At 29.9% G+C, this 22,067-nt stretch carries 23 protein-coding genes; all 23 read right to left on the reverse strand.

The annotated features are described in order from the left end of the window. Positions 1-237: a YabP/YqfC family sporulation protein gene (locus TVTCOM_RS15695; RefSeq protein WP_434797204.1), complete on the reverse strand. Its 237-nt coding sequence runs from the start codon at positions 235-237 to the stop codon at positions 1-3. A 115-nt stretch (positions 238-352) separates the two neighbouring features. Further along, a complete protein-coding gene (locus TVTCOM_RS15700; RefSeq protein WP_434797205.1) occupies positions 353-850 on the reverse strand; it encodes a TspO/MBR family protein in 498 nt (165 codons plus the stop codon). Positions 851-979: 129 nt separating this feature from the next. Then, positions 980-1,423, reverse strand: a complete 444-nt coding sequence (locus tag TVTCOM_RS15705; protein ID WP_434797206.1) for a GatB/YqeY domain-containing protein — start codon at positions 1,421-1,423, stop codon at positions 980-982. A 26-nt stretch (positions 1,424-1,449) separates the two neighbouring features. Continuing rightward, a complete protein-coding gene (gene rpsU, locus TVTCOM_RS15710) occupies positions 1,450-1,629 on the reverse strand; it encodes a 30S ribosomal protein S21 (protein ID WP_074914847.1) in 180 nt (59 codons plus the stop codon). 160 nt (positions 1,630-1,789) lie between these two features. Beyond that, positions 1,790-2,140, reverse strand: coding sequence for a histidine triad nucleotide-binding protein (locus TVTCOM_RS15715; protein ID WP_434797207.1), 351 nt, complete (start codon positions 2,138-2,140; stop codon positions 1,790-1,792). Positions 2,141-2,185: 45 nt separating this feature from the next. Further along, a complete protein-coding gene (gene mtaB, locus TVTCOM_RS15720; RefSeq protein ID WP_434797208.1) occupies positions 2,186-3,496 on the reverse strand; it encodes a tRNA (N(6)-L-threonylcarbamoyladenosine(37)-C(2))-methylthiotransferase MtaB in 1,311 nt (436 codons plus the stop codon). After that, complete coding sequence (locus TVTCOM_RS15725; protein ID WP_434797209.1) at positions 3,496-4,248, reverse strand: 16S rRNA (uracil(1498)-N(3))-methyltransferase; 753 nt, start codon at positions 4,246-4,248, stop codon at positions 3,496-3,498. The genes mtaB and TVTCOM_RS15725 overlap by 1 nt, the downstream gene beginning before the upstream one ends. Before the next feature lie 8 nt (positions 4,249-4,256). Beyond that, positions 4,257-5,198: a 50S ribosomal protein L11 methyltransferase gene (gene prmA / locus TVTCOM_RS15730; RefSeq protein WP_434797210.1), complete on the reverse strand. Its 942-nt coding sequence runs from the start codon at positions 5,196-5,198 to the stop codon at positions 4,257-4,259. Between the two features lie 225 nt (positions 5,199-5,423). Further along, positions 5,424-6,194: a tryptophan synthase subunit alpha gene (gene trpA / locus TVTCOM_RS15735; RefSeq protein ID WP_434797211.1), complete on the reverse strand. Its 771-nt coding sequence runs from the start codon at positions 6,192-6,194 to the stop codon at positions 5,424-5,426. Further along, positions 6,187-7,371, reverse strand: coding sequence for a tryptophan synthase subunit beta (trpB, locus tag TVTCOM_RS15740; RefSeq protein WP_434797212.1), 1,185 nt, complete (start codon positions 7,369-7,371; stop codon positions 6,187-6,189). The genes trpA and trpB overlap by 8 nt, the downstream gene beginning before the upstream one ends. Next, positions 7,364-7,963 (reverse strand): phosphoribosylanthranilate isomerase, encoded by a 600-nt coding sequence (locus tag TVTCOM_RS15745; RefSeq protein WP_434797213.1) that lies wholly within the window; start codon positions 7,961-7,963, stop codon positions 7,364-7,366. The genes trpB and TVTCOM_RS15745 overlap by 8 nt, the downstream gene beginning before the upstream one ends. Beyond that, positions 7,956-8,744, reverse strand: a complete 789-nt coding sequence (gene trpC, locus TVTCOM_RS15750; RefSeq protein WP_434797214.1) for an indole-3-glycerol phosphate synthase TrpC — start codon at positions 8,742-8,744, stop codon at positions 7,956-7,958. The genes TVTCOM_RS15745 and trpC overlap by 8 nt, the downstream gene beginning before the upstream one ends. Beyond that, positions 8,731-9,762 carry an anthranilate phosphoribosyltransferase gene (gene trpD / locus TVTCOM_RS15755; RefSeq protein ID WP_434797215.1) on the reverse strand — a complete coding sequence of 344 codons (1,032 nt, stop codon included), beginning with the start codon at positions 9,760-9,762 and terminating at the stop codon, positions 8,731-8,733. The genes trpC and trpD overlap by 14 nt, the downstream gene beginning before the upstream one ends. After that, positions 9,755-10,354 carry an anthranilate synthase component II gene (locus TVTCOM_RS15760; protein WP_434797216.1) on the reverse strand — a complete coding sequence of 200 codons (600 nt, stop codon included), beginning with the start codon at positions 10,352-10,354 and terminating at the stop codon, positions 9,755-9,757. The genes trpD and TVTCOM_RS15760 overlap by 8 nt, the downstream gene beginning before the upstream one ends. A gap of 12 nt (positions 10,355-10,366) precedes the next feature. Then, positions 10,367-11,824, reverse strand: coding sequence for an anthranilate synthase component I (gene trpE / locus TVTCOM_RS15765; RefSeq protein WP_434797217.1), 1,458 nt, complete (start codon positions 11,822-11,824; stop codon positions 10,367-10,369). Positions 11,825-12,391: 567 nt separating this feature from the next. After that, complete coding sequence (gene dnaJ / locus TVTCOM_RS15770; protein WP_434797218.1) at positions 12,392-13,552, reverse strand: molecular chaperone DnaJ; 1,161 nt, start codon at positions 13,550-13,552, stop codon at positions 12,392-12,394. 132 nt (positions 13,553-13,684) lie between these two features. After that, positions 13,685-15,514: a molecular chaperone DnaK gene (dnaK, locus tag TVTCOM_RS15775; protein WP_434797219.1), complete on the reverse strand. Its 1,830-nt coding sequence runs from the start codon at positions 15,512-15,514 to the stop codon at positions 13,685-13,687. 57 nt (positions 15,515-15,571) lie between these two features. Continuing rightward, on the reverse strand, positions 15,572-16,159 hold the full coding sequence (gene grpE / locus TVTCOM_RS15780; protein ID WP_434799758.1) for a nucleotide exchange factor GrpE: 588 nt from the start codon (positions 16,157-16,159) through the stop codon (positions 15,572-15,574). A 29-nt stretch (positions 16,160-16,188) separates the two neighbouring features. Continuing rightward, positions 16,189-17,220: a heat-inducible transcriptional repressor HrcA gene (gene hrcA / locus TVTCOM_RS15785; RefSeq protein WP_434797220.1), complete on the reverse strand. Its 1,032-nt coding sequence runs from the start codon at positions 17,218-17,220 to the stop codon at positions 16,189-16,191. A gap of 115 nt (positions 17,221-17,335) precedes the next feature. Continuing rightward, a complete protein-coding gene (hemW, locus tag TVTCOM_RS15790; protein WP_434797221.1) occupies positions 17,336-18,466 on the reverse strand; it encodes a radical SAM family heme chaperone HemW in 1,131 nt (376 codons plus the stop codon). Positions 18,467-18,615: 149 nt separating this feature from the next. Continuing rightward, the gene (locus TVTCOM_RS15795; protein WP_434797222.1) at positions 18,616-20,235 is read right to left on the reverse strand and encodes a gamma-glutamyltransferase; all 1,620 of its coding nucleotides are present in this window, start codon (positions 20,233-20,235) and stop codon (positions 18,616-18,618) included. A 122-nt stretch (positions 20,236-20,357) separates the two neighbouring features. Then, positions 20,358-21,596: a CapA family protein gene (locus TVTCOM_RS15800; protein ID WP_434797223.1), complete on the reverse strand. Its 1,239-nt coding sequence runs from the start codon at positions 21,594-21,596 to the stop codon at positions 20,358-20,360. Positions 21,597-21,606: 10 nt separating this feature from the next. Next, positions 21,607-22,035: a poly-gamma-glutamate biosynthesis protein PgsC gene (pgsC, locus tag TVTCOM_RS15805; RefSeq protein ID WP_434797224.1), complete on the reverse strand. Its 429-nt coding sequence runs from the start codon at positions 22,033-22,035 to the stop codon at positions 21,607-21,609. Positions 22,036-22,067: the final 32 nt, after the last annotated feature.

A 22,067-nucleotide genomic window follows, 5' to 3' on the forward strand; every position in this document is an offset into this window, starting at 1 on the left:
CTAATCAACATACTCTAGGGAGTATATAATCCCTTTTATTCCAATTTCTTCTGTTTCTATATACTTTAATAAAAGCTTATCCCCAGTTATTTTTATTGTTTTAACCTTAGTCTTTATCTTAATTAAATCAGTGTCATAAGTTATAATTGATAAATAGTTTTCTATCTTAATAAATGTATTGCTTACTAAAGTAACTGTTGGTTGTGTTACTTTTAAATCTGGTGATATGTCCATCATGAAAATCCCCTCCTCCTTGTATATTCTATTAATGTACCTCATTAAAATTTCATAATTTTTATATCTTAATATAAAAAAAACTGAGAATATTCTCAGTATTTTTTATTTCATTTCTCTACTTATTTATAAACCATATAAAATAATTAAGAACTATAGCATAAATCAACCACAAAATATATGGTATGTTCAAACAAGATGCAATTGGTTTAATCTTATAAAACTTATAAATCATTATTAATACAAAAGCAAAAAGTAGTATTAAATCTACTAAAGCTGTTAATCTAAGTTGAAATCCAAAAAACAAAATAGACCATAAGAAATTTAATCCTAATTGAATCCAATAGTAAAACATGGCGTCTTTTATTTTTGATTCATTTTTCTTTTGTGATAATATTATGTAAGATGATGTTCCCATTAATACATATAATATAGTCCAAACAACAGGAAATACTATACCTGGAGGTGCAAATCCCGGTTTGATAAGTTCACGATAATATGTTATTGTATCTACTCCGCTTATAGCTTGGGCCAAAAGACTACTCAAGTATCCAACGAGCAATGGAATTAACACGCAACAGATATATTTTTTAACTTCTTTTACTGATATAATCAACTTCTTCCCTCACTTTCACTTATTATTCTTATGTATTTCTATTAAATAAATATGAATAACAAGAAGTGATTATGATTATTTATTTATTACAGCACAAAAAAACCTAGAGAATAATCTCTAGGTTTTTATCTATTGTAAATTTTTCTTTACTAACTCATTTATTAGTTTTCCATCAGCTCTACCTTTTACTTTAGGCATTATTGATGTCATAATTTTTTTCATATCTTTCATAGAAGTAGCTCCTACTTCAGATATAGTAGAAATTACAATTTTATTTAATTCTTCTTCGCTTAATTGTTGAGGTAGGTACTCTTTTAAAACTTCTATTTCTGCTTCTGCCTTGCTTACTAAATCTTCTCTCCCAGCCTTTACAAACTCTTCACGAGAATCTCTAGTCTGCTTTAATTGCTTTGCAATAAGATCTACTATTTCATCATCTATTAATTCAACTCTATTATCAACTTCATATTGTTTAATAGAAGCTCTAATAAGAGTTATAACAGATTTCTTAATAGCATCTTTGTTTTTCATAGAAGATTTTAGATCTTCTTGTAACTTTTGTTTAAGGGACATTCCCCTCACCTCTTTATTTCTATTTACTATTTCTTAGCGTTTTTTCTTCTAGCTGCTTCAGCTTTTTTCTTACGTTTAACACTTGGCTTATCATAGTGCTCTCTTTTTCTAACTTCTGACATTATGCCAGACATTGCACATTGACGTTTAAATCTTCTTAAAGCACTGTCCAATGATTCATTTTCTCTTACTCTTACTTCTGACATTCTTTTTCCCTCCCTCCGATTGCGCGAATTATGCTGGGACTGTAATCTGATTATATCTGCATCACTGCATTACAACCTCACACTTTGTTTATTATAAACTAAAATTAAATTTTTATCAAGTATTTAATTATCTATAATTTTAATTTATTTACTAAAAATACTATTTCTTATCAGCTTCGTAATTAGGTAATTTTTTACCCGCCAATATATGATAGTGAAGGTGATTTACTTCTTGTCCTCCGTCACTTCCACAGTTATTAATTATTCTAAATCCAGCATCACTAAAACCTTTATCTATAGCTATTTTATTTATTACAGAGTGAATGTGTGCAACAATTTCAATTTCTTTATCTGAAATATCTATTATACTATCATAATGTTTTTTCGGAACAACTAATATATGATATGGTGCCACAGGATTTATGTCATTAAAAGCTAAAACTTTATTATCTTCATATACTTTGTCACAAGGTATATCTCCACCTATTATTTTACAAAATAAACAATCCATTTTTCCACCTCCTCACTATTGATTATAACCCTAAAATTCTACATGTTATACTAAAATTCCTTCTACGTATTCATCTTTTACTTCCGTAATTTTAACTTTCAGTATTTTTCCACAAATATCTTCATTACAATTCACAAAAGTTTTTAAATAGTTAGGGGTTAATCCTTCATATTTATTTTCTTCAGTTTCTTGTTCAAATAATACTTCAAATTCCTTGCCTATCATTCTTGATGCAAATTTTTCAAAGTTTTCTTTATTTAGCTGTAGAAGTTTTTCACTTCTTTCATGCTTAATTTGTGGAGAAACTTGATCTTTCATATCTGAAGCCTTAGTTCCTTTTCTTGGTGAATATTTAAATATATGCATTTGTGATAATTCAATATCTTTTAAGAAATCGTAAGTTTGTTCAAACTCTTCTTGTGTTTCACCAGGGAATCCAACAATTACATCAGTAGTTATTGTTACATTTGGAATTTCTCTTCTCAATTTATCAACTATTTCTTTATATTCCTCAGTTGTATATCTTCTGTTCATTCTTTCTAGCGTCTCGTTACATCCACTTTGTAGTGATAAATGATAATGAGGCATTACTTTTTCCATTTTTGATACTTCATTTACAAATTCGTCTGTGAATAATATAGGTTCAACAGAACTTGTTCTTATTCTTTTTATTTCATCTATTTCATTTATCTTCTTAATTACATCTAAAAGGCCTACTTGTTCTTCTTTTAAATCTTTTCCATAAGAAGCTACATGTATACCTGTAAGTACCACTTCTTCATACCCATTTTCAGCTAAAGTTTTAGCTTCATTTACTATACTTTCTATATCTCTACTTCTTACTTTTCCACCTCTTGCGTAAGGTATTATACAGTAGGTACAGAATCTATCACATCCATCTTGTATTTTCATAAATGCTCTAGTTCTACCGTTTGATTGGCTTATTTCTATTTCTTCGAAAGCTCTAACCTTCATTATATCATCAACTGTAGAAGCTTTTTTATCTCCTTCTACAACTTCTAGTTTTTTTATTTCATCAACTATAGTTCTTCTCTCATTAGTTCCCATTACAAGATTTACTTCTTCTATTTCAAGTATTTCTTCTGGTGAAACTTGAGAATAACATCCAACAACAGCTATTATAGCATTTGGATTTTTCTTTTTCATTCTTCTTATATATTGACGTGATTTTCTATCACTCATGTGTGTTACCGTACATGTGTTTATAACATAAACATCTGCATAATCTTCGCTACCAACTTGCTCATATCCGTCTTCTTTGAACATTTCAAGCATAGCTTCCGTTTCATATTGATTTACTTTACAACCTAAAGTGTAAAAAGCTACTTTTTTCATTATATATTTCCTCCTAAGTCACTTAGCTCATATAAAACTATGGATGAAGCAACTACAGATGCTGTTTCTGTTCTAAGTATTCTAGGTCCTAGAGAAACTACTTTTCCATCTATATTTTGAATTTTTTCAATTTCTTCTTCTTCAAATCCACCTTCTGGTCCAACAAAAATTCCAATTGTATTTGCACTAGAGTCCTTTAAACCTTCTTTTATAGAAATTGTTCTTTCATTTTCATAAGGACAAAGATTTAAATCATTATTTTTCATATCTTCTAGAGCTTCTTTAAAAGTTAAAACTCCTGTAAGTTTTGGTATTTTACCTCTTTTACTTTGCTTAGCTGCTTCGTAAATGATTCTTTCCCATCTTTCAATCTTTTTATCTTCTTTTTTATTGTCAATTTTAGTTACACTTCTTTTTGTTTGTACTAAAACTATTTCATCTACACCTATTTCTGTTAGCTTTTGAAGTATTAACTCCATTTTAGTTCCTTTAGGCATACCTTGATATAACTTAACTTTTAAATCAGATTCGCGTTTTATATTTGCTTTTTCAATTATGTCTAATAATATACTGTCTTTATTTATTTCTTTTATTTCACAAATATACTCGTTATTGTCCATATCACATACTTCTAATTTGTCACTTTCTTTACATCTAAGTACTCTGGAAATATGCTTAACATCTTCACCTTCAATAATACAAGTATTTTGTTCTAAATTAATGTTATTTTTAGGCGTGAAAAATCTATCCATAATTTCACCTACTTAAGTTTTGATACTATAGCTGACCATTCGCCAAGTTTTACTATCTCAACTATTTCAAATCCATTTTTTTCTAAAGCTTCTACAACTTCATTTATTTTAGCATGAATTATTCCTGATGATATAAACACTCCATCTTTACTTAAGAATTTGCTTACATCATTAGCTAATATTTTTATTATATCTGCTATTATATTAGCAACAATTACATCTGCATTTCCTTCTACAACTTCAAATAAGCTACCATGTTTTACAATAACTTTGTCTGATACATTATTTAGTTCACAGTTTTCTTTAGAAACTTTCACTGCTACTTCATCTAAATCTCCTGCAACAACTTCTTTCGCTCCAAGTTTAGCAGCTGCTATGGCAAGTATTCCACTACCACATCCTATATCAAATACTCTTTTAGTTCCATCTACGTATTTTTCTAATTCTCTTATACACATAGAAGTTGTTTCATGAGTTCCTGTTCCAAATGCCATACCTGGATCTAATTCTATTACTAAATCACCTTCTTGGTTTTCATAGTCCTCCCAAGTAGGTTTTACTACTATCATTTGACCAACTTTAGTAGGTTTATAATATTTTTTCCATTCATTAGCCCAATCTTCTTCTTTTACTTGACCTAAAGATACACTTCCTTCACCTATATCTATACCGTAATCTTTTAAACCTAAAACCTTTTGTTTTATGTTTTCAATAACTTCCATCACATTTCTTTCTTCTGAAATATATGTTTTTATAAGTACTCCATCTTGTCCGCTTTTTTTGAATACTTCTTCTTCTACATAATCCCAATCATATTCATTTTTCTTTTGGAATATGAAGTCCTTAGGATCTTCTATTATTACGCCACCTGTTCTTTCATTTTCTAATATGTTAGTTATGGCCTCTACTGCTTCTGTAGTTGTTTTTATAGTTACTTCAATCCAATTCATATGTAAACCTTCTTTCAAAATTTTATCTCATTTTTTCATAAACTTTATTATATCATAATTATTATTATCTTATATATAATTCTTTAATCTATTTTTCCATAAAGTATACATAAAATACAGCACATAATGCCTAAGTAGAAAGTAATTTAACGGAAAGTATTAAATACAACAAAAAGATTCCAATAAATAATATTAGAATCTTTCAGCATTTATATATTTTTTATTCTAAACTAAAGCCTCTTTCATTTCTTTCACATATTTATACACATGTTCACCTGCATTTACTCCATAATTTTCAATAATTTTGACTATTGCACTTCCAACTATTACACCATCTGCATATTTAGAAATTTCTCTACATTGTTTTGGAGTATTTATTCCAAATCCAACGGCACAAGGTATAGATGTAACTTCTTTTACCATATCTACAATAGTAGATATATCTGTTTTTATATTATTTCTCACACCCGTTACACCCATAGAAGATACTATATATACAAATCCTCTAGATTCTTTTGCAATAGCATTTATACGTTCTTTAGAAGTTGGTGAAATTAGAGAAATTATATCCACATTATTTTTTAAAGCTATGTGGTTGACTTCATCTCGCTCCTCAAAAGGTAAGTCAGGTATTATAATTCCATCTACTCCTATTTCGTTACATCTATTGAAAAATTTATAATATCCATAATTATGAACTGGATTTAAATAAGTTAAAAATACAAAAGGTACAGAAGTTTCTTCTCTTATTTCTTCTACCATTTTAAATATTTTTTCTATTGTTGTTCCTACTGATAAAGCTCTAATATTAGCACCTTGTATAACTATTCCTTCTGCTATAGGATCTGAGAAAGGTATTCCTATTTCAATTAAATCAGCCCCTCCTCTTATCATCTCTCTTATATATTCCTTTGTTTTATCTAAACTAGGGTCTCCTGCTGTTATAAATCCAATAAACGCTTTCTCATTACTAAATGCCTTTTTTATTTTACTCATATATATCTTCCCCCTTATATCTGGCAATTTGTGCTACGTCTTTATCTCCACGACCAGAAAGACAAACAATCACAATCTCATCCTTACTCATTTTAGGTGCTATTTTCTTTACATAAGCTATAGCATGTGCACTCTCAATTGCACATATTATTCCTTCTACTTTTGCTAGATATTGAAAAGCTTCTACAGCTTCTTCGTCTGTTATTGGTAAATATACTGCCCTTTTTATATCATGTAAATGTGCATGTTCAGGTCCAATTCCAGGATAATCTAATCCTGCTGAAATTGAGTATACAGGCGCAATCTGCCCATCTTCATCTTGACAAAAGTATGATTTCATACCATGAAATACTCCTAATGAACCTTTTGAAATAGTAGCTGCATGCTTATCAGTATTTATTCCAAGTCCAGCCGCCTCACATCCAACTAATTTTACATCTTCATCATTTATAAAATTATAAAACATTCCCATTGAATTACTTCCACCACCAACACAAGCTACAACAGCCGATGGAAGCTTATTTTCTTTTTGTAAAATTTGTTCCCTTGCCTCTTTACTTATTATACTTTGAAAGTCTCTTACTATAGTTGGAAATGGATGAGGTCCCATTACAGAACCTAACACATAGTGTGTATCACTTACACGACTTGCCCATTCCCTCATGGTCTCATTTACTGCATCCTTTAATGTCATTGTTCCGCTTGTTACTGGATTTACTTTTGCTCCTAGCAACTTCATTCTATATACATTCAATGACTGTCTTTCTGTATCTTCCTTCCCCATAAATATTTCACATTCCATATTTAAGAGCGCTGCAGCTGTTGCTGTAGCTACACCATGTTGGCCAGCTCCAGTCTCAGCTATTACTCTAGTTTTACCCATTTTTTTAGCTAAAAGTGCCTGACCTAATACGTTATTAATTTTATGAGAACCAGTATGATTTAAATCTTCTCTTTTTAAATAGATCTTAGCTCCTCCTAGGTCTTCCGTCATATTTTTAGCAAAATATAACATTGATGGTCGTCCTGCATACTTATTTAATAATTCTGATAATTCTTCCAAGAACTCTGGATCTTTTGAATAATATTCATAACTCTTTTCCAATTGAATAATTTCATTCATTAATATTTCTGGTATATATTGACCTCCGTGAATTCCAAATCTTCCTTTAGACATTTCTTATCTCCCTTACTATCTTTAAAATTTTTTCTTTATCTTTCTCCCCATTACTTTCTACTCCACTGCTAATATCTACTGCATAAGGATTTACCTCTAGCATTGCTTTTTTTAAATTAGTTTCATTAATCCCCCCTGCTAAAAAAAATTTCTTTTCTAGCTTTGGAACTAAACTCCAATCAAAACTTTTTCCTGTTCCTCCTTTTCCTTGGTCTAATAACAAGTAATCAGCTACTGTGTATTGAGATTTTATAACATCTTCTGTTGATTTAACTTGAACAGCTTTTATTATTGGACAAAATATTTTAGATCTTAATTTATTAATATATTCTTCACTTTCTCCACCATGCAGTTGAACTGTATCAATCACCTTATTTTCTAAAAGATTTACTATATGCTCTATCTCTTCATTTACAAATACACCGACTACCTTTATCTCTTTATTTAAATATTTTCTATATTTCATAGCTTGTTGTGATGTTACTTGACGCTTACTTTTTGCAAATACAAATCCTATATAATCAGGCTTTGCTTCATTTACATATTCTATATGCTTCATTCTAAATAATCCGCAAATTTTAATTTTAGTCATCACATCCACCTCTTAGTGATAATAAATCCTCCTTCTTATTGTTACTTCTCATAAAAGTTTCTCCTATTAACACTGCATCCACATTATTTTTATATAGTAACTTAATATCTTCAGGTGTTTTTATTCCACTTTCAGCTACAAATATTTTTTCCTTTGGAACTAAATCTCTTAATTTTATACTATTGTTAATATCCACTTGAAAGTTTTTTAGATTTCTATTGTTTACTCCTATAATCTTTGCACCTGCTGACAATGCCATTTCAATCTCTTTCTCTGTATGCGATTCTACTAAAACCGATATACCTAATTCTTCTGCTATCTTAATATTTTCTCTAAGACTTTCATCATCCATTAAAGAGCAAATTAGTAGTATAGCTGACGCCCCTAGTATTTTTGATTCATAAATTTGATAGGTATCTACTATAAAATCTTTTCTCAGAACGGGTATACTAACACTCTTAACTATTTCTTCTAAATACTTATCACATCCTAAAAAGTACTTGGGTTCTGTTAATACTGATATTGCATTGGCTCCTATTTCACCGTACTCTTTTGCGATGTTTAAATAATCAAATCTTTCAACTATTATTCCCTTAGATGGAGATGCTTTTTTTACTTCACATATAAATGACATTCCTCTGCTTTTTAAAGCTTTCTCAAAAGGAAAATCATAGGTTACTTTACAATTTTCAACTTGTTTTTTGATTTTTTCAATTGACTTAATTGTCTTTTTTATCTCTACTCTTTTTCTTGTATCTGCAACGATCTTATCTAATATCATATTGTTCACCTAAACTATTAGATAGCATAATAAAAGCCTCTAGCTGATTTTTTGCTTTTTTAGTATCTATAATCTTCTCTGCTAATAATATACCTTCTCGTAAATTTTCTACCTTTCCTGCAACATATAAGGCTGCTGCTGAATTTAAAACTATGGCATCTCTTTTAGGTCCCTTTTCTCCATTCAATATCTGCATAGCTATCTTAGCATTTTCTTTCGGTGTACCACCTACTAGGTCTTTTTTCTTGCATCTAGTCATACCCATTTCCTCTGGAGTAATTGTATAGGAACTTAATTTCCCATTATTTACTTCACACACCTTTGTTGGCGAACTCAAAGAAATTTCATCTAATCCATCTAGTCCGAATACTACCATAGCCTTTTTCACACCTAAATTGCTTAAAACATTGGCCAAAGGCTCTACCAAACTTTCCTCATACACTCCCATAAGTTGCATATTAGCGCTGGCCGGATTTGATAAAGGTCCTAATATATTAAATACTGTTCTAATTTCCAATTCTTTTCTTATAGGAGCCACAAACTTCATAGCATTATGATAATTTTGAGCAAACAGAAAACATATTTTTATGTTTTCTAAAATTTCTACACTTTGTTCTACAGGAATGTTTATATTAACTCCAAGTGCTTCTAATACATCTGCAGCTCCACATTTACTAGTAGCGGCTCTATTTCCGTGCTTAGCTACAGGCACACCTGCTGCAGATACTACTATGGATGAGATTGTTGATATATTAAATGAGTTTGATTTATCTCCTCCAGTACCCACAATCTCCATCAAATCTTCTTTATAAACTAATTTTGTACAATGTTTTCTCATTATAGATGCTGATGCTGTGATTTCATCTATAGTTTCTCCTTTTAAACTCATTGCTGTAAGAAAAGAACTTACCTGTACTGGTGTAGCATTACCACTCATAATTTCATCCATAACTATTTCTGTCATTTCTCTAGAAAGATTCTCTTTATTTAACAATTTGCAAATAGCTTCCTTAATCATAATTAATCACCTCTATAAAGTTTTCTATTATTTTTCTACCTTTTGGTGTTAAAATTGATTCTGGGTGAAATTGAAGACCATATACGGGATAATTTTTATGCTCTATTGCCATTATTTCTCCATCATCTGTATATGCTGTTATGACTAATTCTCTTGGTAGTTTGGATGGTAGCCCTACTAATGAATGATATCTTCCTACACTGATTTTCTCATCTAATCCATTAAATAAGATTGTTTTATTATTTAAAGTAATTATTGATTGTTTTCCATGCATTAATTTATCGGCATAAGATACCACCCCTTCAAAAGCCTCAAATATTACTTGGTGACCCAAGCATATTCCTAGCATAGGCTTTTTATTATAAAAGTGTCTAACCAAGTCTATACATATCCCTGCTTCTGATGGTTTCCCTGGACCTGGTGAGATTACTATAGCATCTAGATTTAATTTTTCTATTTCATTTATAGTTAATTCATCATTTCTAATTACCTTTATCTCTTGTTTCACTGATTTACTATCTTGTATCACACTTCCTATTAACTGATACAAATTATAAGAAAAACTATCGTAATTATCTATCAATAAAATCATGTTTTCACCTCTCTATATATTTTGAATCGAGTTTATTACTACTTTAGACTTATTAATACATTCTTCATATTCTTTCTCTGGTTGGCTATCAGCTACAATTCCTGCACCTGAGTGGATAAATACTTTGTCATTCTTTTTAAAAGCTAGACGTATGGCTATACAAGTATCTAAATTCCCATTGAAGTCTAAGTATCCAATAGCACCTCCATATATACCTCGCTTATTATTTTCCAATTCATTTATTATTTCGCATGCTCTTATCTTAGGTGCTCCAGATAGTGTCCCAGCCGGCAATATTGCATCTATTATATCAATAGCAACTTTATCTGCTTTAATTTTCGAAGTCACAGTTGAACCAATATGCATTACATGAGAAAATTTTTCAATGTTCATATATTGATCAACTACTACACTTCCAAATTCACTTATTTTGCCCAAATCATTTCTAGCCAAATCCACAAGCATATTGTGTTCAGCCAATTCCTTTGCATCCCTTAATAAATCTAACTCTAACACTCTATCCTCATCCATACTTCTCCCTCTTGTTCTCGTTCCAGCCAGTGGATAGGTATGCAATACTTTATCTTGCAATCTTACAAGTGTCTCCGGTGATGCTCCTATAATTTCTAGATCGTTACTATAAATATAAAACATGTATGGTGATGGATTTGTTGTTCTTAATTTGATATACACATCTAGCAAACTACCTTGAAATTTTGCTTCAAATCTATTTGACAGCACCACTTGAAATATATCTCCTTCTCGTATATACTCCTTGGCTTTATTTACCATACTGCAATATTCCTCTTTCTCAAATAGTGGTTTTATTTCTGATTTTAAAGTAGCTTTTTCTATTACCTGTTGTTTACCATTATCAATTAGACTTGATATTTTTTCTAGCTCCATAATTGCATTATTGTACTCAGTTTCAATTTCATTAGTTTTAGCATTGGCGATTAGTATAATCTTATTAAACAAATGATCAAAGACAATTACCTTATCAAATAACATCAAGTCAATATCTTTAAAATTCTCTTCATCCTTGTTATATAGCTTTAAAGTTGGCTCAATATATTTAATATAGTCATAGGAAAAATACCCCATTAACCCACCTGTGAATGGTGGTAAATAATCAAACTTAATACTTCTGTTCTCATCAATTAGCTTTTGAATATATTCGCCTGGCTTTTCTATTTTAATTGCTATATCTGTGCCTGAAATCACATTAATCTCATTATTATTGCAAACTAGCCTTAGCATGGGATCAAATCCTAAAAAAGTAAACCTACCACTTTTTCTATCATTTTTATTACTCTCAAACATATAACAATATTTACTTACATTTTTTAATATCTTCAATACATCAATAGGATTCTTATCTTTAAGATCCTTTTCATAGCTAATAGGTATTCTCTTATAATCATTCTCCCTAGCAATTTTTTTAGCTTCCTCCATGTCAGGCATATACATTACAATCCCCCCTTATTTTTTGCTCAGCATAATATGCTAAATAAGTTATCTTTGCTAGTCATCTGCATATGACAAGGTATTATAGGTCTTGAACATCAAAAAACTCGCCCTCGACAAAAACTTTGTCAAGGACGAGTTTATATACATACCCGTGGTACCACCTTGTTTCGCGATATAAATATAGCACAATAGTGCATAAAAATCACCTCTTAGCAGAATACTAACATATTCCCGGCAACTAACGTATGCCAATACGTTACAGAATACTCAATAGCAATGCTATCTTTGACTGTACCCTCAGCGGTCCATTTAATAAACTGCGTTCTATCCGGCTCTCAGCTACCCGAATTCTCTGTAAAGTGCACGATTATTTTTATCTCCGCTTCAACGGTTTATTAAAATATCATTTTTTATAAATTGTATGTATTAAATTTCTATTTGTCAATCTTTTTTTATTTTTGTATGCTTTCTAATATCTATGAATAATGCATTATCATAATAAATAAAAAAAGTAAAAATCAACATTAACAATAAAATCAATGAAAATTTTTACTTTTACTATTTTAATTATTTTTTCTTAAAACCTTTAAGCCAACTATCAATTTTATCTCCTAAGCTTTTTTGCCTTTCATGCACCTCTTCGCCACACTCTTTAGCAAATTGTCTTACTAGTTCTTTTTGTTTATCATTTAGCTTTTTAGGTATCTCAACAGTTACTTTAACATATTGATCCCCTCTAACAGTAGTTCTTAATTTTGGTATACCTTTACCTTTTAATCTAAATACTGTTCCTGTTTGAGTTCCTTCTGGAACTTGATATTGTACTTTTCCATCTAATGTTGGTACTTGTATATCATCTCCAAGAGTAGCTTGTGCAAATGTTATAGGCATTTCTAAATAAACATCATAACCTTCTCTTGTAAATAGTTGATGAGCATTTACACTTATTTCGATATATAAGTCACCTCTTGGGCCACCTCTAGTCCCAAGCTCACCTTGACCAGAAAGTTTAATCATTTGACCTTCATCTATACCTGCTGGTACATCAACTTCTATAGTCTTAGTTTTTCTTATACTTCCTTTTCCATGGCATTTATTACATGGAGAATCTATAACTTCTCCTTCACCGTTACATGTAGAACATGTTCTTGTGCTTGCTATATTACCAAAAGGAGTTCTTTGAACTGACTGTACTTGCCCACTCCCATTACAAGTAGGACAAGTTTTCTTTGAAGTTCCTGGTTTGGCACCACTTCCATGGCATTCTTCACATTCTTCACTTCTATTAATTTTAACTTGAACTTTCTTACCAAAAGCAGCTTCTTCGAAAGATATATTTATTCTTTGTCTTATATCCGCTCCACGTTCAGGACCTCTTCTTCTTGGTCTTCCACCACCAAAGCCTCCACCAAACATATCGCCAAATATGTCTCCAAATATATCATCAAATCCACCAAATCCTTGGCCTCCGAAACCTCCAGCGCCACCAAATCCTTGGCCATTTACACCTTCATGACCAAATTGATCATAATTTTTTCTCTTAGTTTCATCTGATAATACTTCATAAGCTTCATTTATTTCTTTAAATTTTTCTTCCGCTTCTTTGTTATCTGGGTTTTTATCTGGGTGATATTTCATTGCTAATTTTCTGTAAGCCTTCTTTATCTCCGCTGCATCCGAACTTTTGCCCACGCCTAAGACATCATAATAGTCTCTTTTAGTACTCAAGTTTTGTCACCACCTTTATATTACAAAACAATAGCTTGTAGAATATTAAACTACAAGCTATCATTAATTGTTTTAAACAGATTAATATCCTTAATTTATTATACACAATCTGTATGTTTTTGCAATTAAATCTTATACTTCTTTAAAATCTGCATCTACTACATCATCATTTGATTGATTTTCTTGTGTTTGTTCTCCACCTTGAGCTGCTTGTTCAGCTTGAGCTTGTTGATACATTTGCTCAGAAACTTTGTGGAATTTATTCATTACTTCATCTATGGCTGCTTTTATTTCTTCAGCTGTAGAAGCTTCTTTATCTTTCACTTCTTTTAATGAAGCAAGAGCAGCTTCTATTGCAGATTTATCATCAGCACTTACTTTATCACCAAGTTCATTTAAAGTTTTTTCTGTTTGATATATAGTTGAATCAGCTTGGTTAACAGCTTCTATTTTATCTTTTTTAGCTTTATCAGCTTCAGCATTCATTTCTGCTTCTTTGACTTTTCTTTCTATTTCGTCTTCTGATAAGTTAGTTCCTGAAGTTATAGTAACTTTTTGTTCTTTTCCAGTTCCTAAATCTTTAGCAGTAACGTGAACTATACCGTTAGCATCTATATCGAAAGTAACTTCTATTTGAGGTATTCCTCTTGGTGCTGGTGGTATTTCAGATAATTGGAATCTACCTAAAGTAGTATTGTCGTAAGACATACTTCTTTCACCTTGAAGAACATGTATATCAACAGCAGTTTGGTTATCTGCCGCAGTTGAGAATACTTGTGATTTCTTAGTTGGTATAGTAGTATTTCTTTCTATTATTTTTGTCATTACGTTACCCATAGTTTCTATTCCTAGAGATAATGGAGTTACGTCTAATAATAATAAGTCATTAACTTCACCAGTTAATACACCAGCTTGTATAGCAGCACCAGCAGCAACACATTCGTCTGGGTTTATGCCTTTGTGAGGTTCTTTCCCTATAAATTTCTTAACAGCATCTTGAACAGCTGGTATTCTTGTAGATCCACCTACTAATAATACATCATCTATTTCTGATACAGAAAGTCCAGCATCAGATAAAGCTCTCTTAGTTGGTTCCATAGTTTTTTCTACTAAACCATGAGTTAATTCATCAAATTTAGATCTAGATAAATCTAAATTCATATGTTTTGGTCCACTTGCAGTAGCTGTTATGAATGGTAAGTTTATGTTTGAAGACATTGTTGAAGATAATTCTTTTTTAGCTTTTTCAGCAGCTTCTTTTAATCTTTGAAGAGCCATGTTATCTTGTCTTAAGTCGACACCTTCAGCTTTTTTGAATTCTTCAGCTAAATAATCTATTATAACTTTATCGAAGTCATCTCCACCTAATCTGTTGTTACCAGCAGTAGCTAAAACTTCGAAAGTACCGTCACCTATTTCAAGTATAGATACGTCGAAAGTTCCTCCACCTAAGTCAAATACTAATATTTTCTTATCTTGATCTAATTTATCCATACCGTAAGCAAGAGCCGCAGCAGTTGGTTCATTTATTATTCTCTTAACTTCTAATCCTGCTATTCTACCAGCATCTTTAGTTGCTTGTCTTTGAGCATCTGTGAAGTAAGCTGGAACTGTTATAACAGCTTCTTTTACTGGCTGACCTAAGTAACTTTCAGCATCAGCTTTTAATTTTTGAAGTATTATAGCTGATATTTCTTGTGGTGTGTATGATTTGCCTTCTATATCAACTTTGTAATCTGTACCCATATGAGTTTTTATAGAGATTACTGTGTTGTCAGCATTTGTTACTGCTTGTCTTTTTGCAGGTTCTCCTACTATTCTTTCTCCACCTTTTGTGAAAGCAACTACAGATGGAGTAGTTCTCATACCTTCGTTATTTGCTATTATTTGTGGTTCTCCATTTTCTAAAACAGCAACACATGAGTTTGTTGTTCCTAAATCTATTCCTATTACTTTTGACATAATTCATTTCCTCCTTAATTCTTCATCTATTTAAATTTTAATAATTTGTTATTTTAATTAACAAGAAACTTTAACCATTGTAGGTCTTATTACTTTCCCATTTAGCTTATAACCTTTTTGTAGCACCATTACAACTTTGTTTGGTTCTACTCCTTCTACACTTTCTTGCATTACAGCTAAATGTAAATTGGGGTCGAAATTTTCATTTAATGCATTGATTTCTTCAACCTCAAATTTTTGCAAACAATCAATTAACTGTTTATGTACAAGTTCAATACCTTTGTACATATCATCTTCCTTATCTGCACAAGCATCCATAGCTCTTTCCATGCTATCAATAACAGGTATTAATTCTGTAATTATTTTTTCATTGGCAAATATACCTATAGTTTGCTTTTCTTCTTGAGTTCTTCTCATATAATTAGAATACTCAGCTTGAAGTCTTTTATATTTGTCCTCTTTTTCTTCTACCTGTTTTTCAAGTTCTTCTATTTTGTCATTTATTTTTTTTTCTTCTAACTTAGAGTTTATATCTGTTACATTCTCTTCACACGTAGTTTCTGTTTCTGCATTTTCTTCAGATGTTTTCGTTACTTCCTCTTCATTAGAAGTGCAATTTTCTTGTGTTTTTTCATCCTGATTCATGTTATTTTCCAAGATTTACACCCCTCAGCTTAAAATTTATTTGATTTATTATTTAATAATATATTCATATAATTTATTATAGAATATATTCTAGAATAATCCATTCTTGTTGGTCCTATGAAACTTATACGCCCAATCAAATCCTTATCTACTTTATAGGTAGCTGTTACAACACTACATTCTTGAGCTTGTTCACAATCATTATCGCTACCAATAATAATTGTAGCATTATCTTTTAATATACCCTTTGATTTAACTATCTTTGCAATTGTTTCTTTCGTTCCTAACATATCTAAAAAGGACCTGGCCTTTAATACATCATTAAATTCTGGATAATTAAAAATATTAGTAGCTCCATTTAAAGTCATTGAAAGCTCTTCCTCAGTAGGGTTTGTATTTAACATATTAAGTAATTGGTCTATTATAGATGAATATTCTCCAATTTCATATTTTATATATGCTATTAATCTATCATCTATTTCTGTTATAGTTTTGCCAGAAAGCTTTCTAGTTAAATTATCAGAAATTAAATTCAACTTAGCTTGATCTAAATCAATTTTAGCACTTAAGCTCGATTTTTTTATATCGCCTTTTTCTGTAACTACTATTAATAAAATTTCACTTTCATGCATACTGACCAATTGAATATGTTTAATTTGACTTAATGTAGCTAAATGTTTTGTCATCGCAACTGTAGTATAATTAGTAAGTTGTGATAACATTTTTGATGTTTCATGTATTAAGTCTTGAATATGATTCATATTACCTTCTACACATTTTTCAATTATCTCTTTATCATAGTCACTAATTTCTATAGTGTTCATAAGAGAATTTACATATAGCTTGTATCCCTTTTCCGTAGGAACTCTTCCTGCAGATGTATAAGGCTGGATTAAGTATCCTAATTCTTCTAAGTCGGCCATTTCATTTCTAATAGTTGCTGCACTAACACCAAGGTTATATTTTTTTGATATTGTTCTAGACCCTACAGCTTCAGCTGTTTCTATATAATCTTTAACTATTGCTTTGAGGATATTCATTTTTCTTTCATTTAATTCCATTTTTAAATACCTCCTTCGCTGTTAGCACTCACTAATTTTGAGTGCTAAAAAGATTATATATATTATATACCACGTTAAATTTTTATTGTCAATAGGTTTTAAATAATTTGTTTTCTTATTTTATAAATTCCACAAAAATACTGTTAGAGATTTCTCTACCTTTTTGAGTTAATTTCATTCCTTTATCACTAATCTCAATCAATTTCATTTTTCCCAATTTATTAATTTCATTTTTATATACTTCTCTAAAATTAACATTGTATTTTTCATGAAAATGTTTAAATTCTATACCTTCATTCATTCTTAAACCTAAGAATATACTTTCCTCTATTTTATCTTTAATACTCAGTTTTTCTTTCCATTCTATAGGTTTTTTGCCACTATGTATTATTCCTTCATATTTATCTAATTCACAAAAATTATTGTATCTTATTTCATTTAAAAACCCTGATGCTGATGCACCTAGTCCAACATAATTTTTACATTTCCAATATAAAATATTGTGTTTACATTCAAAACCTTCTTTTGCATAATTTGATATTTCATATTGATTATATCCATGTGACTTTAAATATTTTATTGTATATTCATACATTTCAATATCTGTGTCTTCATCCAATAATTTGAATTCATTTTTCTCATACATATTAAATAATTCTGTATTTTCTTCTAGTATTAAAGAATATGCAGAAATATGCGTAGGATTTAACTTTACAACTTTTTCTAAAGATTCCATCCAATCCTTTTTACTTTGATTTGGAAGAGCATACATAAGATCAATATTTATGTTTTCAAAACCAACTTCTTTAGCTTGATAATAGTTTTTTTGGAATTCCTCATATGTATGTATCCTTCCTATATATTCTAAGTGCTTGTTTTGTACAGCTTGCAACCCAATACTTAGTCTATTCACTCCACATTCTTTCATTGTATTTAATTTGTCTAAAGTTAATGTCCCCGGATTACACTCCATTGTTATTTCTGCATCATTTTTTATTTTAAAATTACTTTTTATATTATTAAATAAAAACTTTATTTCATTTTGATTTAATATACTTGGAGTTCCCCCTCCAATAAAAATTGTATCAATCTCTTTTCCTCTTATTTCTTCTTTGTAAAATTTCATTTCCTTTTCTATAGCATTTAAATATTTTCTTTTTTCATCTAAATCTAATTTATATGAATTGAAATCACAATATTTACACTTTGATATACAAAAAGGAATATGTATATATAAACCTAGCATATATTTTCTCCTTATATGATTTTTTAACTACTATATATTATTACCCACTAGCATATTTGAATATTTTTTATTTGGTTATTTTTATATACTAAAATATCCTATATGATAGATTTTAAAAATCTATCATATAGGATATTTTACTTTTAAATTTATTTATTACTTATAGATACTTGTCCTGGTCTTCTTATATCAGAAGCTCCTATATATTTTCCATTTTCTATTCCTGCAGCTTGAACAGCTCCAAAATATAAGTTATCTGCAGATTTAATTACAGAATATTTAGTATTACTAATATCTATAATAGATTCCCTACTTTCATTATCTTCTGCTAAGATTGTTCCATTGGAATAGAAAGTAACCCTATTTTTATTTATTGATTCTTGTAAGTCTTTTTCAAAGTATAACTTATCAACTAAAATAGGTGCTAAAACTTTAATTATTCTATTTCCTCCAGGAGTTCCAATAGCTAATGTGAAATCATCGCCCTTTTTAACTATAGTAGGAGATGTGAAAGTTCTAGGTTTCTTACCTGGTTCATATTTATTAATACCCGTTTTACCAAAATTACTCATTGTTCCATTTAAATAGAATCCACTTACTAGTGTTTGTGAACCAAAGAAATGACCTAATGTATTTGTTGATGAAACTACCATACCATCCTTATCTACTATAGAAAAATGTGTTGTACTTTCAGATTCTGCATCATCTTCGTATTTTACATTTCCCATATTAATCAGTGATTTTATATGATCTTCTGAAGTCATTGTTTTATAATCAACATTTATCAAATTAGGGTCGCCAATTTTTTTCACTCTTTCATATGTTGATAAATCAGTAGCCGTGTTAAGAGCATCTAAATAGTTATTAACATCTTTTAAGTCTTTATTTTTGCCAATTTGTTCAATTATTTCCATTGTTTGAATTAGCGTTGTCCCTGAGAAAGGTGCTGGTGCAGAAACTACATTATATCCATTAAATTCTCCAGAAACAGGTTCCATAACATCCACTTTATAACTTTTTAAATCATCAACTGTTAAAACTGATTTTTGTGATATATCAGTAGCTATCACATCTTCATAAAAACCATTAGCTCCATTTGATTTAATGTGTTCTAATGTTTGTGCTAAATCTTGTTGAACTAATTTTTCACCTTTTTTTATCAATTGTCCATTATTTACATATGCACTATTATTCATAAGTGTTGCTGAATAAACATTTATTACTTTCTCTAACTCTTCATCAACTTTGAAACCATTTTTTGCTAAATCTATTGATGGCTGAATTAAGTTTTCAAAATCCATACTTCCATAATCTTTCCATACTTGTTCCATACCAGCTACAAATCCTGGTACTCCAATATCGCTTGTTTTAGTACTTTGAGATAACGGTGCTATATCTTTATAATCATAGAATTTATAATCATCAGAAGATGGATTGTATATAAGCATACCTCCGCCTCCACCAATTCCAGATCCATACGGTTCTACTACTCCTAGGGTATAGGCAACCGCAACTGCAGCATCTACTGCATTTCCACCTTTTGAAAGAATTTCTTCTCCCACTCGTGTAGCTAATTCATTAGATGTACTTATGCTATATGAATATTTTGAGTTAATTTTAGATAAACTATTATTGTTTAATCCATTCTTTTTAATATATAAAACACCAACTATAGATATTATTAGTATAAATACAGTTAAAGCTTTTAAAACTTTCATTCTTTTCTTTTTAGTTTTCATTTTTTTATTTTTACTATACTTCTTACTCATACATAACTTCCTTTTTAATATGATTTTTTCCCCGTTAACTTAAATTTACTTATTATTGATAATATAAATATCCGTAATATATTTATGTTTAAATGGTATATATATAGTAGTTCTTATTGAGCTTATTGTAAAGTATTATCTTGCGTTTGCTGCAAAGCATTTGGTTGCACTTGTTGTTTTAAAACACCTTCTTGCGTTTGCTCCACATTTTCTTCTTTAGTAATGTCTGTTTTAATAATATTTTTTAATGTTAACGTGTCTCCTGTAACTTCAAACTTAGACTTATCCAAGTTTTTAGTCAGAGTTGCAAATATTCGTTTTTGATAAAACCTATTAGTCGTTGGTACCGGATATCCATTTTCTATTCTCACTGGAACTACTTCAAAAGTACCTTCACCCTTTTCGTTAATATAGTAGTTTAATACCATACTATCTTTTGTTCTAGTCCAACCTTGATCAAACACAAAGTTACCCATACTGTAGAATATAATTCCGTCCTTATATGTTTGTATAGGTTGTAATACGTGTGGATGCGATCCTATAATTATATCTGCTCCAGCATCAATCAGAGCTTTACCGATTTTTTCTTGAACTTCACTTTCACCAATACCATACTCAACACCCCAGTGCAGATTAACTACAACTAAATCAGCTTTTTGAGATGCTTCATATACTAATCTATTATACGCAGGATACATAGTAGATAATATACCTGCCTCTGTTCTATTAGCACTGAAATCTTTTGGCACTATATCACTTATACCTAAAGTAGCAACTTTAATTCCATTAACTTCTTGAATATCATAAGTGGCAGCGTCATTTATATTCTTTCCAGCACCAACATAATTTAGTCCTGCAGATTTAACTGCATTAATAGTACTTATTACTCCCGCTCTACCAAAATCACCTAAGTGATTATTAGATAAATTGGCCATTGTAAATCCATTTTTCTTTAAAAGATTTGAAACTTTTGTTTCTGCATATAAATGAATTTCTTTATCACCTTTTTGAAAATCGTCTGGATTATCAAGTAAAGCACTTTCTACATTTCCTGAAACATATTGTGAATCTTTCCATAAATATGATACATCTTTATATACACTTTCATAATTATCTAATTCACTTTTAACTTTAACCGATCTTCCAAGCATCATATCTCCAACAAAAGTAAATTGAGCTAACTTATTATCTGAATAATTAAGTTTAAGTTTTTCATTACTACTATTTGCATATACAAAAGTTGAACCAAAAACTATACTTGCAAGTAAAAATATTATTACTAATGTTTTTTTACTTGTAATTTTAGGTTGATTTTTAATTTTTATCTGTAATCGATCTTTAAATGTTAATTTATTTTTCATAAACTTCTCCTTACACTAAATATAAAACTTGCATTAACGCAAATACAAATCCAGTCATTAAAAGTGTAGATATTACTGTAAGTTTTATTCCTTGTCTTGAGTAAGAGTTTGCCAATAATGCTGGTACTATTACTCCTATCCCTCTAAATTCAAAAGTAGGGAATGGTGTTAATGGATATGCGAATTCAAATACTAACTTTAAAACTATAGCTATAATTAATGTAGCTGTAAATTTTCTTTTTCCATATAGGATTATAAACTTAGGTAACACAAAGTTAACAAGCCAATATGTTATAAATGAAACTAAAAATATTAATGCTAATGTTATAGGTGAATCAAATACTAATGCCAAATAACTGGCTGCTATTAATCCTCCTGGCGTAATTCCCGTCTTTTCAGTAAATAACAAAGTACTTGCTACTCCTATTATTAATGCCATATAAAAATCTGTAATAAACATCTGTTTCCTGT

It is taken from the genome of Terrisporobacter vanillatitrophus (assembly GCF_051148895.1).
Taxonomy (GTDB): domain Bacteria; phylum Bacillota; class Clostridia; order Peptostreptococcales; family Peptostreptococcaceae; genus Terrisporobacter; species Terrisporobacter vanillatitrophus.

What these genes read in the sequence shown, in the direction of transcription:
- hemW (WP_434797221.1), bottom strand. Translation starts at nt 18,466, where the DNA reads ATGCTAGGTTTATATATACATATTCCTTTTTGTATATCAAAGTGTAAA.
- trpC (WP_434797214.1), bottom strand. Translation starts at nt 8,744, where the DNA reads ATGATATTAGATAAGATCGTTGCAGATACAAGAAAAAGAGTAGAGATA.
- pgsC (WP_434797224.1), bottom strand. Translation starts at nt 22,035, where the DNA reads ATGGCATTAATAATAGGAGTAGCAAGTACTTTGTTATTTACTGAAAAG.
- prmA (WP_434797210.1), bottom strand. Translation starts at nt 5,198, where the DNA reads ATGAATTGGATTGAAGTAACTATAAAAACAACTACAGAAGCAGTAGAG.
- TVTCOM_RS15725 (WP_434797209.1), bottom strand. Translation starts at nt 4,248, where the DNA reads ATGGATAGATTTTTCACGCCTAAAAATAACATTAATTTAGAACAAAAT.
- TVTCOM_RS15800 (WP_434797223.1), bottom strand. Translation starts at nt 21,596, where the DNA reads ATGAAAAATAAATTAACATTTAAAGATCGATTACAGATAAAAATTAAA.
- TVTCOM_RS15715 (WP_434797207.1), bottom strand. Translation starts at nt 2,140, where the DNA reads ATGGATTGTTTATTTTGTAAAATAATAGGTGGAGATATACCTTGTGAC.
- grpE (WP_434799758.1), bottom strand. Translation starts at nt 16,159, where the DNA reads ATGAATCAGGATGAAAAAACACAAGAAAATTGCACTTCTAATGAAGAG.
- trpA (WP_434797211.1), bottom strand. Translation starts at nt 6,194, where the DNA reads ATGAGTAAAATAAAAAAGGCATTTAGTAATGAGAAAGCGTTTATTGGA.
- trpB (WP_434797212.1), bottom strand. Translation starts at nt 7,371, where the DNA reads ATGTCTAAAGGAAGATTTGGAATTCACGGAGGTCAATATATACCAGAA.
- trpE (WP_434797217.1), bottom strand. Translation starts at nt 11,824, where the DNA reads ATGTATATGCCTGACATGGAGGAAGCTAAAAAAATTGCTAGGGAGAAT.
- mtaB (WP_434797208.1), bottom strand. Translation starts at nt 3,496, where the DNA reads ATGAAAAAAGTAGCTTTTTACACTTTAGGTTGTAAAGTAAATCAATAT.
- dnaK (WP_434797219.1), bottom strand. Translation starts at nt 15,514, where the DNA reads ATGTCAAAAGTAATAGGAATAGATTTAGGAACAACAAACTCATGTGTT.
- rpsU (WP_074914847.1), bottom strand. Translation starts at nt 1,629, where the DNA reads ATGTCAGAAGTAAGAGTAAGAGAAAATGAATCATTGGACAGTGCTTTA.
- trpD (WP_434797215.1), bottom strand. Translation starts at nt 9,762, where the DNA reads ATGATTAAGGAAGCTATTTGCAAATTGTTAAATAAAGAGAATCTTTCT.
- TVTCOM_RS15795 (WP_434797222.1), bottom strand. Translation starts at nt 20,235, where the DNA reads ATGAGTAAGAAGTATAGTAAAAATAAAAAAATGAAAACTAAAAAGAAA.
- TVTCOM_RS15705 (WP_434797206.1), bottom strand. Translation starts at nt 1,423, where the DNA reads ATGTCCCTTAAACAAAAGTTACAAGAAGATCTAAAATCTTCTATGAAA.
- TVTCOM_RS15695 (WP_434797204.1), bottom strand. Translation starts at nt 237, where the DNA reads ATGATGGACATATCACCAGATTTAAAAGTAACACAACCAACAGTTACT.
- TVTCOM_RS15760 (WP_434797216.1), bottom strand. Translation starts at nt 10,354, where the DNA reads ATGATTTTATTGATAGATAATTACGATAGTTTTTCTTATAATTTGTAT.
- TVTCOM_RS15745 (WP_434797213.1), bottom strand. Translation starts at nt 7,963, where the DNA reads ATGACTAAAATTAAAATTTGCGGATTATTTAGAATGAAGCATATAGAA.
- hrcA (WP_434797220.1), bottom strand. Translation starts at nt 17,220, where the DNA reads ATGGAATTAAATGAAAGAAAAATGAATATCCTCAAAGCAATAGTTAAA.